Source organism: Microcoleus vaginatus FACHB-2002, assembly GCF_040004035.1.
Taxonomy (GTDB): Bacteria; Cyanobacteriota; Cyanobacteriia; order Cyanobacteriales; family Microcoleaceae; genus Microcoleus; species Microcoleus vaginatus_C.
This window is the reverse complement of record NZ_JAMPLN010000024.1, coordinates 19932-36851: the sequence shown is the minus strand read 5'-3', so window position 1 is coordinate 36851 and position 16920 is coordinate 19932. Positions and strand designations below refer to the sequence as shown.

6 protein-coding genes are annotated in these 16920 nt (G+C 44.7%); 1 reads left to right on the top strand and 5 read right to left on the bottom strand.

The window, feature by feature from the left end:
* Positions 1–90: 90 nt before the first annotated feature.
* The 4 genes from NDI35_RS19805 to NDI35_RS19790 form a co-directional block, all read right to left on the bottom strand.
* Complete coding sequence (locus NDI35_RS19805; RefSeq protein ID WP_445314225.1) at positions 91–2922, bottom strand: PAS domain S-box protein; 2832 nt, start codon at positions 2920–2922, stop codon at positions 91–93.
* A 41-nt stretch (positions 2923–2963) separates the two neighbouring features.
* Complete coding sequence (locus NDI35_RS19800) at positions 2964–4061, bottom strand: BMP family protein (RefSeq protein WP_445314224.1); 1098 nt, start codon at positions 4059–4061, stop codon at positions 2964–2966.
* Positions 4062–4175: 114 nt separating this feature from the next.
* Positions 4176–6350 carry a glutamine synthetase III family protein gene (locus NDI35_RS19795; RefSeq protein WP_445314223.1) on the bottom strand — a complete coding sequence of 725 codons (2175 nt, stop codon included), beginning with the start codon at positions 6348–6350 and terminating at the stop codon, positions 4176–4178.
* Positions 6351–7151: 801 nt separating this feature from the next.
* Positions 7152–8426 carry an alpha/beta hydrolase fold domain-containing protein gene (locus NDI35_RS19790; protein ID WP_445314222.1) on the bottom strand — a complete coding sequence of 425 codons (1275 nt, stop codon included), beginning with the start codon at positions 8424–8426 and terminating at the stop codon, positions 7152–7154.
* Positions 8427–8854: 428 nt separating this feature from the next.
* Here NDI35_RS19790 and NDI35_RS19785 point away from each other — a divergent pair, with 428 nt between their 5' ends.
* Positions 8855–12403 (top strand): hybrid sensor histidine kinase/response regulator, encoded by a 3549-nt coding sequence (locus tag NDI35_RS19785; RefSeq protein ID WP_445314221.1) that lies wholly within the window; start codon positions 8855–8857, stop codon positions 12401–12403.
* A 311-nt stretch (positions 12404–12714) separates the two neighbouring features.
* On the opposite strand, the gene NDI35_RS19780 is transcribed toward NDI35_RS19785, so the two are convergent.
* Positions 12715–16599 carry an NACHT domain-containing protein gene (locus NDI35_RS19780; RefSeq protein ID WP_445314220.1) on the bottom strand — a complete coding sequence of 1295 codons (3885 nt, stop codon included), beginning with the start codon at positions 16597–16599 and terminating at the stop codon, positions 12715–12717.
* Positions 16600–16920: the final 321 nt, after the last annotated feature.

The window sequence follows — 16920 nt, the reverse complement described above, 5'->3', positions numbered from 1 at the left end:
TAAGTAGGTGTGCAGAATTAATTACACAATATTTCTACTGAAACCCTTGCCTAGCAAGGAGTCTTTATGTAATTAATTTTGTGTGGTTACTTATCTACCAACGAGTGCTACAGCACCGCTTTGGAAAACAGGAATTTCAATTCGGAACTCTGTTCCTTGATGGGGTTGAGAGAAGCACTCAATGGAGCCACCGTGCTTATCAACTACAATTTGATAGCTGATGGATAGCCCTAATCCAGTTCCTTTACCAGTTGGTTTTGTGGTGAAGAAGGGATTGAATATCTGTTGTCTAACAGTTTCCGTCATCCCAGGTCCATTGTCTAGAACTTGAATCACCACGTTTTTAGAAGAACCGGGCCCAGTTTCGTTTGTGACTAGCTTAGTCCGAATAGTGATGCGACTGGGATTCTTTTGGATATCTTTTAGAGAACGCTGGTTGTCGTAGTTTTCTAAAGCATCAATCGCATTTGCCAGAATATTCATAAAGACTTGGTTCAACTGTCCGGCATAGCACTCTACTCGCGGTAAGTCGCCGTACTCTTTGACAATTTCAATAGCAGGATGATCCGGTTTTGCTTTCAGTCGATTTTGCAAAATCATCAATGTGCTGTCAATTCCCTCGTGGATATCAACAGGCTTCTTGTCTGCCTCATCGAGCCGCGAGAAGTTTCGTAGCGACAGGACAATTTGACGAATGCGATCGGCTCCTACCTTCATTGAAGTCAGCATTTTGGGCAAATCTTCACTAATGTAGTCCAGATCGAACTCTTCAATTTTTTCCTCAATTTGGGCATTAGTTGGATAGGTTTGCTGGTAAAGCTGAATCAACTTTAGTAAATTTTGCGTGTAGTCGGCAGTATGGCTCAGGTTGCCATAGATAAAGTTGACTGGATTATTAATTTCGTGAGCAACCCCAGCAACCAGTTGCCCCAAACCAGACATTTTCTCTGCCTGAATAAGCTGTGCCTGAGTTTGCTGCAAGGTTTTGAGTGCAACCTCAGCTTCCTCTTTTGCTTGCCTTAACGCAGCTTCGGCTTGCTTGCGCTCAGTAATATCCAGTGTCAAGGATGCAACTCCAACAATCTTTCCAGCCTCCCCTACTAAAGGCGTATTGAACCATTCGCAAATAATGGTTTGGCCGTTTTTCGTAATATTTTCGTTGACGCTGTAGATTCCTTGGGTCTGAATCAACAGGTTGTTCATAACTTGATCGACTACCTTTCTGGCAGATGCAGGCACAATTAATTCTGCGGCATGGTGTCCGATCGCCTCTTTCGCCGTGTAACCAAAAATCTGCTCTGCCGCTGGATTCCAGGCAGTGACTTTAAAGTTTAAATCCCATTCCACAACTGCCAGTGCACTTTGGCGGAATAGAAAAGATAGTCGCTGTTCCGACGCTTTGAGTTCTTCTTCTGCCTGTTTCCGTTGAGTAATGTCAATCCCTGTTTTGATGATGTACTCAATTTCACCTCGATCATCCAGTAAAGCAGTATCTGACCAGGCAATCCGTCTGAGTTGTTGATCTTTGCTCACCCAACTGCCTTCATACTGCTGGGGAAAATTACCAGCTTGTAAAGACTCAAAAGCAGTTTTGGCTTGTCCAGCTAAGTCTGAGTTCGGGAACAAGTCCCAAATGTAGCGCCCTTTCACTTCACTAAACGAGTAATGAGTCGTTTGTTCGCAAGCTCGGTTAAAGCGAACGATTTGTCCCTGCGGGTCGAGCACAACTACCAGGGCACCTGCAATTTCAAGAATGGCTGAAACGAAATTGCGTTCTACTTCAACTGCTGTAATCAGTTCCTCTAACTGAGTTGCCATCTTGTTAAAGGCGATCGCCAATGTCCCGAGTTCGTTTTGGCTGTGGATGTTGACCCGTGTATCTAATTGCCCCGCACTGAGTTCAGTAGCTGCCGTGGTTAAGCGGTGGAGCGGCACTACAATTTGCCGAATAAATAGAAAGCCAATGCCAACAGCGACGATCGTCGCCACCGCCAATGAGCCTCCCATTACTGAGAGCATTTGGTAAACGGGAGCATAAGCCTCAGCCGTTGGCAGTTCTACAACCACATTCCAATTCACGCTCCGAACTAGGGCAGTGGCTCCCAATACTTCTACCTGCTTTAGACCCGGATAAACGTTAAGGCGCTTAGTATCTTCGGATGCTTTCAAAAATTGAAAGAAGGGGCGCTTAGAAAGATCTTGAATTTGAAAGGTTTCTGGCTTACTACCGTTTTGAGCAATGATAAAATTACGCTCATCGACTACATAGACATAACCCGTCTTGCCAACCTCGATTTGGGAAACAACAAACCAGAGAAAGTTGAGATTTATCTCTGCTAATAGCACCCCATCCACCTCATCTCGCTCATCCCGAATCGGAACCGCCAGAATGGTGGTGGGTTGGCGAGTTTTAGGATTAATTTCTACAGGACTGACATAATCTTCCTGTTGTTTGAAGGCACGAATAAACAGTGGCGAATGGGCTGGATTTTCTAACTTGAGCGGTTCGTAGGGTGAAACTGACGCGACAACTTGTCCCTTCCGGTTCAAAATGGCAACGGCTTCATAAGCATCATTATGACGGATCAACCCTTCCAAGAAACTCTGCTGCACTTGAGGTTGAAAGTTTGTGAGTCCTTTGACCCTAGCTAAATAGCTCAGTTTTCGTTTCAAGTCATCTAGATAATTATCAATCTGCCCTGCTGCTGTCTGACTGCGCTCTTCTTGGAGCGATCGCGATTGCTGGATCTGCGCCTGAAAGCTGAGGTAGATCAGCAAGCCACCCGTGGGCAGCAAGCTCAGAAGAACCAAAAATACCAAACCATACCGGAGCTGATTTGCAATAGAAAAGAAGCGTTGCCAAGGATGAGAACGAGAGCTTCTGGCGATCGGCAGAACGCGCTCGTTGCGTTGATTTTGCATCGGACTTAGAATCAATATTAGTAAATCAATTAATCGGTACACTAAGGAGAAACATCGATTTTGCCAGTCGTCACAGCTTCTCGGATAATCTTGAAAGTGTCCTCTTCCTGAGACGTGAGACTACCACGGAAAGGGGCAAAGTCGTAGATTTTTTCCTTGAGCCCAAACTTGTAAAGTTTTCCTTCCCAGCGACCTTGCTGGGTTAACACTGCCACATTTAGCACCAGATTGGGAATGTCCTGCAGAACGCTAGTTAGGACTTTGCCGGGAGCCACTTCGTACTGATCCTTTGTCCTACCAATCACCAAGACTCCTGGCTTTTGCGAAACGGCTTTTAGGGCGGCTAACCCTGCCTCACCGGCGTTGAAGGTCAAAACATCTACTCCAGAGGCCACCATATCCGTTGCAATTTTGGTGGCTTTTTCCGTATCAACCCAAGAATTGAGAAAAGCAGTCGAGGCTTGAACAGAGGGATTCGTTGCCTTCACTCCCCGCCTAAACAAGGCTTCTTCTTCTTTGTAAACAGGATAAGGTTCACCCACAATATAGCCAACTTTATTGCTTTTGGTCTTCATCGCAGCCAAAGCGCCTGTGAGGTACCCCACTTCACCCGATCGAAAGGCAACAGCCCCCAAATTTCTGTTATTCCCTGGATGCGTTGTAATCAGGGCAAATTTCGTTCGCGGAAATTCTTTAGCGACCTTTTCGGCAGTTGTGGAATAGGCACCACTGGCTGCAATTACCAGGTTATAGCCTGACTGGGCATATTTGCGAATGGTAGCTTCACTATTTTCACCGTCAATACTGTCAGTAATGTCTACCTCAGCATTAAATTTATTTTTGATTAGATTCAATCCTTCAAAGCAAGCTTGATCCCAACTTTGGTTGTCTTTGGCGCCTGTGGTGAGCATTGCCACTCTAAAGCTGCTAGAGGTGCTTGCTTCAGGGGAAGAGTTTACGTTCGGAGTCGATCGACTGCAACTGATCGCAAAAAATAGAGCTAGAGCCACCAGAGTCATTTGTTTCAAGAAAGATTGAATTCGCATAATAGCTTTTCGCAGCAATATTAGTTTTTCTACGCCGATAAATTTGTTGAAGGGTATCTCAACAATCTTAACAACTCTTACTGTAGCTGGCATTTAATGACTCTGGCAGATTCAGCGTACCACTCATTTAACCTCAAAAACAAGTAAGGACACGGCACTGCCGTGTCCTTACAAATCTAACCTGCAATTAACCGAATTTGTTTGCTATTACTTAACAAACAGCATTTCTTGATAAGTAGGCAGAGGCCACAAATCATCAGCCACTTCACCTTCCAGAGCATCCGCATACTTGCGAACCTCATCCATTAAAGGACGAATTGTTTGCGAAGCATATTGCATATGGTCTTCTGTCGAAGCAAAATCGTGCTTGCTCAAAGCAGCACTCAATTTGCTCGCAGTATCCATCATCGACTTAACCAGCACCGCTACTTTTTCGGCACTTTCCTTTTCCAGTTCAATCCCAATGTCTTTCAATTTAGAAATCGTGCCGGAAAGTTCAGCTAAATACCTCACTGCTGCGGGATAAATAATGGTTTTTGCCATGCTTATTACCAGTTTTGCTTCGACTTCAATTGCCAGCAAATACTGCTCTGCATAAACATCGTAACGGCTTTCCAATTCAACAGGAGTCAGAACACCTGTCTTTTCAAACAAGTCTTCAATGTATCCTTCCTTCAACACGGGCAAAGCATCGGCAGTAGTCCGCAAGTTAGCTAAACCCCGTTCCTCAACAGCCATTTTGTGCCATTCTTCCGAATAGCCGTTGCCGCCAAATACAACCGCACCGTGCTCGTCCATCACTTCTTTGAGTATGGTTTGGATGGCAGCATTCAGTTCAGTTCCGTTAGCCAAATCGCTTTCTAATTTGTTAGCAATCCAGTCCAAAGAATCTGCAAGAATTGTATTCATCGCCACCAGCGGCCCGGAAACCGACTGACCGGAACCTACTGCACGGAATTCAAATCGGTTTCCAGTAAAGGCAAAGGGCGAAGTCCGGTTTCTGTCTCCAGCATCCTTCATGAAAGTAGGCAGTGTTTCTACACCTAAGTTCATAATTCCCCGACCTTTAGAGTCCTTAACTTCTCCCCGGCTAATTTGCTCGAAGATATCTTCTAATTGCGAACCCAAATAGACAGAGATAATTGCTGGTGGAGCCTCATTTGCACCCAATCGGTGGTCGTTGCTGGCAGTAGCAACTACCGCGCGCAACAGCGGGCCGTATTTGTGAACTCCGCGAATCACAGCGCCGCAGAAAACTAGAAATTGTATGTTCGAGTGCGGTGTATCGCCGGGGTCTAATAAGTTTCCTTGGGTGGCATTGCCGATCGACCAGTTGACGTGTTTGCCGGAACCGTTAATGCCGGCGAAAGGCTTCTCGTGCAGCAAACACATAAAACCGTGTTTCTTCGCAGTGTTGCGGAGAATTGTCATGGTTAATTGTTGGTGGTCGCTGGCGACGTTTGCAGCTTCAAAAACTGGTGCAATTTCAAACTGACCGGGAGCTACTTCGTTGTGGCGGGTTTTGGCAGGAATTCCCAGCCGGTACATTTTTTCTTCTACTTCCTGCATGAAGACTTGAACGCGCTCTGGAATCGCTCCAAAATAGTGGTCGTCAAATTGCTGACCTTTGGCAGGAGGTTTGCCGAAAAGGGTGCGACCTGCTAGCAGTAAATCGGGGCGGCTGGTGGTGAAATTGGCATCTACCAGGAAGTATTCTTGTTCGGAACCGCAACTGGAATTGACCGGGGCAACTTCGGTATTTCCTAATAGCTTTAACACTCGGGTTGCTGCTTTGTTCATTGCGGCAATGGAACGCAAAAGCGGCGTTTTTTTGTCTAAGGCTTCACCTGTCCAGGAGATGAAAACAGTGGGAATGCACAAGGTCATGCCGTTGTCTGTTTCCATGACATAAGCAGGGCTGGTGACATCCCAGGCTGTGTATCCGCGAGCGGCGGCGGTGGAACGGATGCCGCCGTTGGGGAATGAGGAACCATCGGGTTCGCCTTGTACCAGAACTTTGCCTGCAAATTCTGAGATGACGGACCCGTCGCCTTGCACGGAGATGAAACCGTCGTGCTTTTCGGCGGTGCTGTTGGTGAGCGGGTAAAATACGTGGGCGTAGTACAGGGCTCCTTTGGAAATAGCCCAGTCTTTCATTGCGGCTGCAACTACATCAGCGACGGAATCATCTAATTTTTGGCCGGTTTGAATGGTGTTTTTTACTGATTTGAAAATACTTTTGGGCAGACTTTCTTGCATCTTGCTCAGACTAAAAACGTCTGTTGCCCACATATCTTCTAGCCGCTTGAGAGGCCGGGCAGGCATCTGTTTGCGGTTGACGATTTGAGAAATTGCTTGAACGCGCGATTCGTTTCCACTCATGGTTATTTGTATTGGGATTGGGGGACGAGTATTTGTGAAAAAATAGATGTTAGCAAAGTCTAACTATTGACAAATATGTTGGATTTACCCAACGTTTTTAGTCAAAGCTAACTTTGGGCAGAATGCCGTTTTTGGCAGGCTCTAAAAGATTGGATGAGCGAGGCCCTATCACTTCGCCCATCGGGCGTGACAATCCAGTGTGAGATGCGGTTGGATTTCGGTTATTAGCAGCAATAAAATAGATGACAAGAACCTGTACTAACTTGAGTCAACATGATAGATGTCTGCGCTGCACAGATTTAGTAACTAATCTTCACCCTGGTCAGCTCAAAAATTTTGTGTGAATCAATTCCGATGAATTCAGGTCAAAACTACTTATGGTTTTTAACGGTTCGACGATCGATAAATCGCAGTCCAGCAAACAACGCACTCGTTTAGGGGTTTTGGAGAATTATGGAGAGTACACAATCTACACTTGGAGAGTTTAAACAATCATTAACCAAATAAATGTATTGTAGGCTACAGAAATTTAGTTTTTTTTCCGAAGGGTCGATCGCACCGATCGCACACAACCGCAGGATTTCAGTGTAACAGGGCATGGGGCATGGGGCATGGGGCATGGGGCATGGGGCATGGGGCATACCTCACCACGCTTGAGAACCGCTATATAATAAATAAAGTCTTGCAACTCTTCTAAAATTTGGTGCGACAATTTGCCGTAGAAATCTTTACGAGATTTGGGAGCTTATTAAACTGTTATAGCCGCAGTTTATTGAGCATAAATGAGTAAGTTGATAATTTTTAGTTAACTCGTTGGTAATCCGAAGACTTCAGAGAATGAGCCAAAAAGCGTTCTGTGTAGTACAAAGCTAATTGATTGCTCGGACCATTAAAAACTGCATCAAAGGCGTGTTCAGCCCAAGGAATTTCGAGTAAAATAGCCCGTGAAGCGAAGCTATCCCGTAGGGAATCGCCCGTGGCTCGCAATCGTTGGTAGAGCGATCGACCAAACTTGGGCTGAACGATATGGTCGCGACCTGCATAAACCAGTAGAGAAGGGGGAAGATTCGGTTTAATATAATTTATGGGAGAAGCCCGACGGTAAAGCTCATTGAGTTCATCTGGCGTTCCTCCCAGAAAGGCACGCAAGACGGCTCGAACATTTATGGCATCAGGAAAAGGTGGGTCATTGTATCCCCGGATCAGGTCATTTGGCCCGTAATAATTTACCACTGCTCGAACTGGAAGCACACTAGAATCATAAGCAGTTAGCATTGCTAAATGGGCACCTGCAGACCTTCCCATCAGAGCAATTCGATCGAGATCGATTTCCCAATCACCAGCATGAGTTTTGATATAGGAAAGAGCGGCTTGTACGTCCTCAAGCTGAGCAGGAAATCGATACTTGGGAGCGTGGCGGTAATCAATTGCAACCACACAATAGCCTTGGGCGGCCATATAGCGGCTGAATTCTTCATTGGAATCGGCATTGCCTCTCTGCCAAGCTCCCCCGTAGAGCGTGATAATCGCCGGATATTTGCCAATTTGCATCGGCCGATAAAGGTTTAGTTGCAGTGAAACTCCGTCAGGGTTGGCAAATCCAATAGCCCGATCGATCCTAACGTCTCTGATGGGAATTCCTCGGAACGCATCTGCTAGGATAAACGGTTGAGGGCGTAGCTGGGCGCGATCGGCTTGAGAAACGGCTGCTAAATAGTTTTCCCCTAGAACAGCTTGCATTTGGGTAGCTATGGCTGCATTGGCTGCGGGAAACTGCATCAGGGGTAGCAGACCCAGGATGAGGGCGAACAGGTTACAAATGAGTACAATAATGTAGACTTTGCCTTGATGCCGTCCCAGCAGGTTCAGCAGAAGGGCGATCGTATTGATACCGACTAACCAAGGACTGATTTCGGGTGCTCCCACCGCCAAAGGGTACAGGGACATCGTGGGTGCTGGTACGATGACCCAGAGACTGAGAAATAGTGCGATCGCACTCAGGAACCAAGAAATAAATGGCGAGACTAAGAATGCTGCCAATAAAGGTAACTTTTTGCGGTTCTTCTTGTGGATCATCGGATTTTCGCAGCCTAATTTTTAATCAGTTTAAATTAATCTGGTGGTTTTTATTGGTAAGTCGATCGCCTCTGGCATTTTACCAAACCAGCAGCTTCGACTCCATCACATCCGGCAGCGAAAATGCTTTGTATCGTTCTATGTTCATCAGGACTTACGCATAAACACCATATATAGTGTTAAGGAGGTTCATGAAATCCAAATTTATAAACGGTGAAATCACCGCCCGCTAGAATCTAAAATAATCTGCACCCTAACTGACTAAAAATACTATAGCAATCCTTGCAGGAGTCGTAAAAAGATGTACGGGTAATGCTAAGAGTGCCTACCCCAGCCAAGGCGGGTCAACCAGGGGGGGTTTGCCCCTACAAGAATTACACAAATGATTTAGGATCGGTATAATAGGTAAATAGGCAGGACTAACCGCAATGAATGTAGAACGTACACACTCCTTGAATGATCGAGAAGAGCTTACTGTAAATTTTCCTCAAGAGCTATGTACGGACTGCCAAACACTCGAAGTACGACGATTTGCGGTGATAGTCGATCACATGGCAGAGGCTTTTATTTCTATTAATTCAGAGTGGCACTGCACCTATGTCAACTATAAAGCAGAGCAGCTTTTAAACAGGAAGTGGCAACACCTGATTGGCAAAAATATATGGACTATATTTTCGGTCGATCTTACTTCTGAGCTATATAAGTATTGTCATCAAGCGATCGTAACGCCAACAGAGATCGAGTTTGAAGAACATTACCCCTCAGTCAACAAGTGGTTGAGAATTCGCCTCATCAAGAGTGAAGATGGCTTACTGATTTACTTCCAAGACACGACTCAAACATCTCAACTCGATCGACAATTGAAAGCCGAAATCGCCAAGTCCCAGCAGGTGGAAGCCACCCTTCAGAAAGAACAGGACTTTTTGAAGGCAATCCTAAACAACGTTCAAGCTGGCATTGTCGCTTGCGATGCCGATGGCATATTGACAGTATTTAACCAAGCAGCTAAAGATTTTCATGGATTACCTCAGCAGCCAGTTCCACCGGGTCAATGGGCCCAGTATTATAACTTGTATTTGCCCGACGGCAAAACACCCATGAATACAGAGGATATTCCCCTGTTTCAGGCATTGCAAGGACACAACGTTCGTGATGTGGAAATGATGATTGTTCCGCAGCATGGAACTGCGCGAATGCTGTTAGCAACTGGACAGGCAATTATTGCGGCAAACGGCGAAAAACAGGGTGCTGTTGTCGTGATGCACGACATTACACAACGCAAGCAGGCAGAAACTGCTCTGCGTGAGGGTAAAGCGCAATTATCTAGCATCTTCCAAACTATTCCTGATGGCATCACTATTCTAGATTCTACCGGACAGATTATTGCCGCGAATAAGGCAGCAGAGAGGATTTTAAGATTAACTAGCAGCGACATTGTGGAGCGAGGCTATAACGATCCATCCTGGTTCATTACAACCGTGGAGGGTCATCCTTTCCCAGAAGATGAACTGCCGTTTGCGAGGGTTATGCAAACAGGTGAGCCTGTTTATGGTATTGAACATGGCATTAGCCATGCCGATGGAACTCGCAGGATTCTCTCGATCAATGCTTCCCCTTTGTTTGACGCAGAGGGACAAATTATCAAGATCATTGCTGCTTTCTGCGACATTACTGAACGGAAGCAAACCGAAGACGAACGAGTACAGCTTGTTCAAGAACAGGCAGCCCGTGCTTTAGCAGAGGTTTCTCAGGAAAAATCAGCATTTTTAGCCCAAGTGAGTGCTGTCCTTTCCTCTTCCCTAGAGTATGAACAAACTCTCCAAAGCGTTGCAAAGCTGGCAGTTCCTTATTTTGCAGATTGGTGTAGTGTTGATCTGCTGAATGACGATCGCACAATTGGTCGGGTTGCAGTTGCTCATTCAGATCCCGAAAAAGTGAAGTTTGGCTGGGAGTTGGCTCAACGCTTTCCCAGACATCTCGATGATGCGTATGGCATTGCTAAAGTCATGCAAACAGGACAGATTGAAATTGGGATTGAGATTACAGATGAACAGTTAGTTGCCACAGTGCCGAATGCTGAATACTTGGAAATCTTACGTGGAGTTGGGTTAAAGTCCTGCATCATTGCACCGCTACAGGCACGCGGCCGCGTGTTGGGTAGCATTACCTTTGTGTTTACTGAATCCGATCGCCGCTATCGCCTGGAAGACATTCCTTTGGCTGAAGATTTGGCTCAGCGAGCAGCGATCGCCATTGATAATGCTCGTCTCTATAATGAAACACAACAAGCGAAATTAGCCGCCGAACTCGCTGCTAACCGCACGGCTCGACTGCTGGCGGTGATGACGGCTTTGTCTGAATCCCTAACTTCGGCTCAAGTGGCTCAGGTGATTATTGAACAGGGAATGTCCGCACTGGGAGCAAGTTCTGGTTTGCTTGCGGTATTAAACCAGGATGCAAGCGAACTGGAGATTATTCAAGCCATTGGCTATGAGCACGTAGGAGACTTTCTGCGTAGTTTTTCAATTCATGCACCCTATCCTCTCGCAGAAGCTGTGCGAAGTGGGCAACCTGTTTGGGTAGAAACTATTGAAAACCGAATTGCCCGTTATCCTCATTTAGCCGAAGCGTATGCCAAGGCTGGTTCAGAAGCCTGGATTTCAGTGCCATTGTTGATTGAAGGACAAGCCGTTGGTGGACTGTCGCTGAGTTTTTCGACTGTTCCCCGACTTTCCGAGAGCGATCGGGCTTTTGTTTTGGCACTGGCACAGCAGTCGGCGCAGTCGATCGACCGAGCACGGCTCTACGAGTCAGAATCGCAAGCACGGACACAAGCAGAAGCAGCTAACCGAATTAAAGATGAGTTCTTAGCTGTCTTGTCGCACGAATTGCGAACTCCGTTGAATCCGATTCTAGGTTGGACTCGGCTGCTGCGAAGGGGAACCCTGGATTCTGGCAAGACGGCGGTAGCTCTCGAAACGATTGAACGCAATACCCAGTTGCAAGTTCAACTGATTGAGGATTTGCTGGATATTTCTCGCATTCTGCAAGGTAAGCTGAGTTTGAACTCTACTCCTATTAATTTGAAAACAACTCTTAAAGCTGCGCTCGAAACAGTTAGTTTAGCCGCCGAAGCGAAAAACATTCAACTTCAAACTCACCTAGAACCCAATGTCGGCGATGTGTTAGGAGATGCTACCCGATTGCAACAGGCTGTCTGGAATTTGCTTACCAATGCCATTAAGTTCACTCCAACTGGAGGTAGAGTTGAAGTTGAGCTAAAAAGGATTGATTCCTATGCTCAAATTCAAGTCAGGGATACAGGAAAAGGGATTAAGCCAGAATTTATTCCCTATGTATTTGACACATTTCGACAAGCCGATAGCAGTATTACGAGAACCTTCGGTGGGTTAGGGCTGGGATTAGCGATCGTGCGTCACGTCGTTGAGCTACATGGTGGAACTGTCAAAGCCGAAAGTTTTGGAGAAGGACAGGGAGCAACATTTACTGTCACACTTCCTTTATTAGCCAGAAGCAATGATGCAAAGAGCGATCGCAACGATAATCTCTCACTCAAATCTCACTCTTCACCCTTGGCTAGATTATGTATCCTGGCCGTCGATGACGAAGTAGACAATTTAGAGTTAGTTCAATGTATTTTGGAGGAAGCGGGAGCCACAGTGATCTCTGTATCTTCAGCAAAAGATGCGCTACAAAAGCTCAATGAATCTAAGCCAGATGTTTTGATTGCTGATATTGGAATGCCACAAATTGATGGCTATATGTTGATTCGTCAAGTCAGACAACTATCCACACAGGAGGGAGGAGAGATTCCCGCGATCGCCCTCACAGCGTATGCAGGTGAGGCAAATCAACAGCAAGCACTAGCAGCCGGATTTCACAGGCATCTTCCCAAGCCTGTTGAGCCTGAAACGTTAGTGGAGACAATTGAGAAATTGCTTCATCCAATAGAGTAAGGCAGAGCATTAGACATCTCCGAAAATTTCGTCGAAGCGGTTTATGGTATGGTGGGATTTTAAAGGGCGATCGCCCCCTCTGGTAGACTTTGATAGGTCAAGGGCGATCGCATCCTTAATGTCTGGTTAGCCTGTGATTTTGGTTTGGTGCGATCGGATACATCGGCGTTTGCTAAGTCGATTGAGGTGGTAGGTGCGAGCGCATCTTTTTAAGCTGAGCCTGTAATTCCTGTAGGGTTAAAAAGTTAACAGAAATTAAGTATTTCTCATCGCTGCTAGGTCACTCCATAACCTTGCACACTTGTAATCAATTATGTAGAGAACCATTTATCCCTGCGTGCAATTTCTCCTACCTTAACTATTTTCGATGCAACACTCTCTCTACATTTAGCTTCAGCAGCAGCCACCAAAAATCCAGGATATCGCTCTGGTTGTCTAGAAATCTCCTTAGCAATGTCATCAGGAAGAGAATCTGCTGGTACTGTACGGACAAATTTATGAACAGCATAGCGCTCAGAAACTACACCCTTCATATAGCTTTGAGATATGATTTCCAGCGCCGATTGCCAACTTATTTCTCCTTCACCTAGTAATTGAATTACTACACTTTGCCAATATTGCAGCACCAGAAAGTCAGACCCACTATATCCACAAAGATACTTTGAATATAGGTCTTTGGGGTTTTTTGACCGAATGCCTAGTAAGGTTACTGTTCTTGCATTCAATACCTGTGGCAGTAAGTCAACATCAAATATAATTAAACGACCGCTTCCTTGCTGTGTCCATGAAACTGATTCTTCTACAGAATTATACAAACGTCCCCAATACTCCGTAGATAGTTCTTCTACATGAATCTCAACCACTCCAGCAAGTTGTTCTAGAGTTTTCTTGCTACCCCAAGTGATTAAAATCAAAACAGCAAACATGATGTCTGTGACGTTTTTCGCTTGAGAAAACAACCTTTGCCAGTAGGATACTGTGCCAGATCTCAGCCTTGCATAACGTGCGCGTTTACACAACGGTACAGAATGGTCAAGAAGGTCATTAAATTCCGTGTATGTTTCATTTTTAGATTTGATTCCACTAGCAAGATTAGCAAGCTTAAAAAACGCCCATTGGTTCCCATATAATGAACGAGCCTTCTCAACTAAATTATCCCAAGGCGTTATTTGTGTTGCCCACTCCTGAACGCTGGCATGTGATTCTTTTTCTACAGTGTCTAGTATTTCATAACACTTATATAAGTCAGAAAAATTTGGTATATTATGGAGATTTTTTCTACTAATATAAGGAATTGATATAATTCTATCATTTGTATAAATTCTTTCGTGTTTCCATACCTGAGATAATGATAGGGGGTAGTAATTACTAAAAGCTAGAGCATATCGCTTTACATCTGTAGCGTAACTCAATAGTTCCAAAATAGATTTGTTGCGGGATGGACTATCAATATTAATATCTCCTAATAAAATTGCTTCTACCGCAAGTTGAAAATTTTCTTTGGTCATCTCAAAATAATCAAACCGCCGTGCATCAAAAAGAATTTGAATACGGATTAGGTTGCTTATTTCATCAGAAAGGACGGTGCTAAGCTCAGTGACTGAAAGCTTTGATAGACTGCCCAGATAAAGCCCATATTCAAGCCAACGTGTACGCTCACCATTTTTTTGGGCAAGAACAGCTCCACGCCATAATTTTTCAACTTCATCAGCAGACGCATTAGCTTTAACTAAATCAATTACATCTAACGCATAATCCTTGGGAGGAGAATTTCCTAAGATGGCCAAGCAACGAGTGATAAGTTCATCTTGACCACAATCTTTTGAGAGTACCAGTGGATTGCCTGAAGCAGGTCTACGACTATTAGAAGCTAACAAATATCGCAACCCTATACCGTCTAAAATCAACTCAATAACTCGACGTACAGACTTGGGATGTTGGGTGAAAACCCAATCTGAAAGTAACATAGCTGCCAATAGCCTTGGATAGCTGATTAACGAATATCCCTCTTCTGCAATTAGTTCTTCTAATCGGTCAATTAAATCTGCTAGTTCCCCTTTGCTGTAGCAACCGGCATAAAACCTTGTGACATTTAGCCAGTAAAAGTCGCGTGCTATAGCATCAAATCGATCAGGTTTTGTTCCAGGCTTTTCATTCCCTGGTGGAGAGGGTGGAGCAGTATCATAGAGGTGCTTTGCGGCAAAATACTCTCGAAGTGGTTGAACCTCAAACTCGTAAGTACCTTCTACACGAGATACTAGCGCACCAACACGCTCAACCATACAAACTAATAAATCATCAACCAAAGTTTCTTTATGACCTTCAGTAGTAAGATAATCTGCTAGCAAAATATGAAGATTTTTCTGGGTAATGCGACCACTACCGTTTTCTTCTTCCGCTTCTACATGGAGTTTCCATGCCAAGTACCTGTTGATGTCGATTAGTAATTCACGGTGAGTGCGGACTACTGAATTCTTTTCTGCCTCACGGTCAAAAAAGAGTTCTATATAGCTGTCGTAAAGTGCAGTACGTTTGTCAGGCAATGATGCAGTTTTTCTACGGATAAGGCTAAGTAAAATTGTTAACTGCATCGGATTTCTCGCTAGATCGCGTAAGTGAGGCTGGTCTAGCTTTTGGTTCAGAACTTGGTTAACATCTCTAATTTGCTGATTATCCAGCTTTAGAGCCTTCATCCACTTTTTTGCATATTCATAAATTAGTGGGCGAGTAACTGGGCCTAGATGGTAGTAAATAAATTTATCTTCCGGAAGACCCGGTGAATTCGCAAATGCTGCTGGACGGCTAGTTACTATAACCTGGAGGGACGTAGCATTTGTCTTAAGACGATTAACCCCATTAACAATCTCTTTTACAACTTCTCTTCTCTTGTCTATATCAGCAACCTCATCAAGACCGTCAAAAACAAGAAGAATGGAACTGAGTTTTGCTACAGCGTGCAAATCAGCTACTTCAAATTCAAAACCGCCCGACCCTTTTTCTACCTGATCAGCTAAAAAAGACTCTAGAGATTTATGCCTTTTGGGGTGTGCCTCATCATATCTATCAGGGGATAAGGGATTTGGTTTAGCAAGCCACGCGGCTAAATCTCGAAGATCAACTTTGAACGGTAAACGAACCGATGAAAATTTATGCTCCTCTGGCAATTTTTCAAAGGCTTCATGTTCTCTGTATTGTTCTGGAAGAAGTTGCTCTACTTGCTCCTTACCCAGGATTTGCATACGATGTACCTGACAAAGGTACTGGGTTATCGTAGACTTTCCTTGCCCAGGCGCACCTTCAAGCACTACATACGGAATATACTTGGGAACAACTGGGTGAAGCAACATGGCTGCTACTCCTACAATAAGTTGCTCATCCCTGCCCGCAGAAAACTCAGATTGTGTGTCAAATGTTGAAGATATAACTTCAGAAGAAATGGAGCTATTATTAGCTCTACGACGCTCTAATACATGGTGAGCAATATACCGCTCGATGCTTTGACAAATCAATTGTTGCTTTTTAGTAGATGCGCTATTTGGCGGTACAACTGGAACATCTATGAACAGATCTAAAAGCCTATTATCAAGTTCCACTTGCTTAAATTTAACTTTTTGATCTAAACGAAATTGATCTTTAATGTAAGCTCGAATCGCATCAGCTCTTCTCTCCTTACTCTCTGATAGCCCAGACTCAATAACAGACCTAATTAAGTCGGCACCAGTCATCAGTGCTGGGTAGACCCACTTGAGATCCCAGGCATTATCTAACCGACGACTTAAATCATCTCGCCACCAGCACATGGCTGGAACACCAAGTTCAGTTTTAAATATTTGATTTACTTGATCAATTGATCCTGAATCAGGGTGTGCAGTTCCTTTAATGTTTGTAAGTAAGATATACTGCTTTGCACCTTTTGGAATTTGTTTCTTAAGTTTTGCTGCTTCACCCTTTTCACCCTTTAAAGTTTCTATCAGCCATTTGTGAGGGTCAGTCTCTGCTTGGGGTTGCCTCACAAATTTAACTTGGTACATTATGAAACTGCGCTCTTCATCGTCACTGAAATAACTCAGTGCATCTCTCCCACCGTCTGGCTGTCCAACTGGAAAACATTGGACATTAGAAAACTCTTTAGCTAGTAATGCTTGGCAGAACTGTTGAAACGTTTCTGGATCTAGATTTTCAAAGGGATAATCCATCTGTTTTCCTCAATAGGACTTGTTGTGCAAACAGACAAAACCTCTTTTTCCAGAGATTTAGAGATAAGCCTTCACATAACTGAGGCTGCTTCTGTTAATGTATCTTACACTGCCACTTTATCTTGTGACAAGGCGACTCTGCATAACACGCCCCACACAACCGAATTGGTTCCAACTTCATCCCCACCCCAGCAGGCGGTAACATTTGTTATAGTCGATCAACCACGGCCCTACCACCAGCACCAACGCCTCCAACTGCTGAGGAGAAGGAGGAGGATTAAACCGAAACTTTTCGCCACTGCCGTGTCCTTACCTGCATCC

Excerpts from the sequence above, each read along its gene's own strand:
- NDI35_RS19805 (WP_445314225.1), bottom strand. The coding sequence starts at position 2,922 with ATGCAAAATCAACGCAACGAGCGCGTTCTGCCGATCGCCAGAAGCTCT.
- NDI35_RS19800 (WP_445314224.1), bottom strand. The coding sequence starts at position 4,061 with ATGCCAGCTACAGTAAGAGTTGTTAAGATTGTTGAGATACCCTTCAAC.
- NDI35_RS19795 (WP_445314223.1), bottom strand. The coding sequence starts at position 6,350 with ATGAGTGGAAACGAATCGCGCGTTCAAGCAATTTCTCAAATCGTCAAC.
- NDI35_RS19790 (WP_445314222.1), bottom strand. The coding sequence starts at position 8,426 with ATGATCCACAAGAAGAACCGCAAAAAGTTACCTTTATTGGCAGCATTC.
- NDI35_RS19785 (WP_445314221.1), top strand. The coding sequence starts at position 8,855 with ATGAATGTAGAACGTACACACTCCTTGAATGATCGAGAAGAGCTTACT.
- NDI35_RS19780 (WP_445314220.1), bottom strand. The coding sequence starts at position 16,599 with ATGGATTATCCCTTTGAAAATCTAGATCCAGAAACGTTTCAACAGTTC.